The sequence below is a fragment of the Xanthomonas bromi genome, from assembly GCF_900092025.1.
GTDB lineage: Bacteria > Pseudomonadota > Gammaproteobacteria > Xanthomonadales > Xanthomonadaceae > Xanthomonas > Xanthomonas bromi.
Window position 1 is genome coordinate 1 of record NZ_FLTX01000131.1, and the last position, 2,286, is coordinate 2,286.

General features: G+C 53.7%; 3 protein-coding genes. 2 read left to right on the forward strand and 1 reads right to left on the reverse strand.

The features are described 5' to 3' along the window. Window positions 1-514: 514 nt before the first annotated feature. Window positions 515-1,627 carry an ImmA/IrrE family metallo-endopeptidase gene (locus tag XBLMG947_RS20855; protein WP_245228304.1) on the forward strand — a complete coding sequence of 371 codons (1,113 nt, stop codon included), beginning with the start codon at window positions 515-517 and terminating at the stop codon, window positions 1,625-1,627. Next, window positions 1,627-2,094, forward strand: coding sequence for a PIN domain-containing protein (locus tag XBLMG947_RS20860; protein ID WP_083993327.1), 468 nt, complete (start codon window positions 1,627-1,629; stop codon window positions 2,092-2,094). The genes XBLMG947_RS20855 and XBLMG947_RS20860 overlap by 1 nt, the downstream gene beginning before the upstream one ends. Window positions 2,095-2,122: 28 nt before the next feature. On the opposite strand, the gene XBLMG947_RS22330 is transcribed toward XBLMG947_RS20860, so the two are convergent. Beyond that, window positions 2,123-2,286 (reverse strand): DNA methyltransferase (locus tag XBLMG947_RS22330; protein ID WP_139074482.1); only part of this gene is annotated, 164 nt, incomplete at its 5' end.

Consider the following 2,286-nt stretch of genomic DNA (forward strand, 5'->3'; position numbering starts at 1 on the left):
TCCATCAATGACATTACCTTCCTGGAGCCGGCACATTACCTGGGATCACCCTGGAAGGTAATCCAAAAAGTATCTAACAATCAGCTACTTGGAGACGGTGCAGGCCATTGATTACCGATTACCTGTTCCCGATGGTCACCTCGAAATTTTTCGCTTGGACGATCTGCACGCCGGATCGCTGACAGCAGGGGCTGGCACACCCCTCACGGGCAGGGTTCCGCAGGGATGGGCAACGCCGCCGAACGGCCCCTGCGGCCATATCAGGCGCGGCCGGCGCTGGTCCGCAGGGGTGCAGCGAAATACGCCCATGAAGACCGCAGGCGTGGCGGGGCGACGATTGCGCGCGCAAACGCTCGCTCTCTGCACCAGGCGCAGTTGCCTCTCACCTGGTGGGACTAGCGTCAGGCAGCCTCAATAGCGATACTTCGTTTGTACGAAAGGAGTGGCAATGAGAGGCGAGCCAGTAGTGGGCATCCAGCCTAGCGTGATGCGCTGGGCTCGGGAGAGCGCCGGCATGTCAGTGGATGACGTAGCAAATCGCTTGAAGCGACAGCTGGCCGAGGTGGAATCGTGGGAGTCTGGGCAGGGCGCCCCTACCTATCCACAGCTTGAACGACTCGCTTACGAGCTCTACAAAAGGCCGCTTGCTGTCTTTTTCCTGCCCGCGCCTCCACAAGAGTCCAACCCTAAACAGCAGTTCAGGACCTTACCCGACGAAGACCTGGCCAGCCTTTCAAGGGACACCTACCTCCACTTGAGGAAAGCGCGCGCTTATCAGATTGGTCTGGAAGATCTGTACAGTCAGGTCAGTCCAGCACCAAGGAAAATCTGGCATCACGTTTCACTCAATTGGGACCAAGATTTAGCCGCTCAGGCGGCTTTGATCCGAACAGAGCTCGGAATCGACAGCACTAGCCAAGCTGGTTGGGGTAGTGACGACCGTGCCCTTAAAGCCTGGCGCGCAGCTATCGAAAAGGCTGGAATATTCGTCTTTAAAGACAGCTTCAAACAGCAGTCCATTTCCGGTTTTTGCCTCCGCGACCAACACTTCCCGTTGATATATATCAACAACAGCACCACTAAAACTAGGCAAATATTCTCGCTACTTCATGAACTTGCGCACATTCTTTTCAGTGTAAGCGGAATTTCTAAATTTGATTCTTCTTACATCAACGCACTTCCTGCGCGTGAACAAGCTTTAGAGGTGTTCTGCAATGCAGTGGCTGCCGAAGTACTCATTCCGCGAGAAGAATTTGCGCGAGTCACCGCAACGGCGCCTGATAATGTTGAATCACTAGGCGACACATATTTTTCGGCTATAGCTCGGCACTTTGGAGTAAGCCGCGAGGCAATACTGCGCCGCTTCTTGAATGAAGGCCGAGCGACCAAGGTCTTCTACGAGGGCAAGGCTAAAGAGTGGAATGCTCAGATGTCTGAACGCGAACCAGGCGGCGGGAGTTGGTATGCGAGTAAAGGAGCCTACCTAAGCGATACGCTTTTAAGGGAAGTATTTGCACGTCGGCTACGAGGACAATTATCGTCCGAGCGCGCGGCTGAGTACCTAGGCGTGAAGGCAGCAAACATTCCCGGTCTGGAAGACCTTGTTCTGCACAGGACGAGCAACTGATGTACGTGTTCGACACAGGCTCATATAGCAAGCTCAAACACTATTACCCTCAGGTATTCAGCTCTCTCTGGCAGCACTTGAGTGCTCTTGCTCAAAGTGGGGTGATAGTTTCCACGCGTGAAGTGCGCCGAGAACTTGGCAATGGGGCACCTATCCCACATCTAATCCAATGGTTTGACTCTAATTCTCAAATGTTCACGACGCCAACCGCCGGTGAGCTGCACTTCGTTGCCGCAATTTTCGTGATACCACACTTCCAAAACATCATCGGTGAGCAGCAGCGGCTGACGGGCTTACCGGTTGCCGATCCCTTTGTAATTGCGGCAGCCGCCACACGTGGCTTCACAGTTGTTACTGAAGAAGTCTTCAAGCCAAATTCCGCCAAGATACCCACGGTATGCCAGCACTTCGGCATACCGTGCATAAATCTTGAGCAGTTCATGGCAAACGAAAGACTTAGCTTCTAAGGTGGCTGCTGATAGGCAGCCCTAAACTTTAAGTGGAGGCCGCTAACCTTTCAGAAGCAATTTTGAAATAGTACGAAGTCATTTCGATGCCTGTCCACTTATAGCCCTCTGACTCTGCAGCAACTACTGTTGTGCCAATTCCAGCGAACGGGTCGAGTACTCGCCCCCCGGACTCGCAGATGCGCACCAGCC

What these genes read in the sequence shown, in the direction of transcription:
- XBLMG947_RS20855 (WP_245228304.1), top strand. Translation starts at nt 515, where the DNA reads ATGTCAGTGGATGACGTAGCAAATCGCTTGAAGCGACAGCTGGCCGAG.
- XBLMG947_RS20860 (WP_083993327.1), top strand. Translation starts at nt 1,627, where the DNA reads ATGTACGTGTTCGACACAGGCTCATATAGCAAGCTCAAACACTATTAC.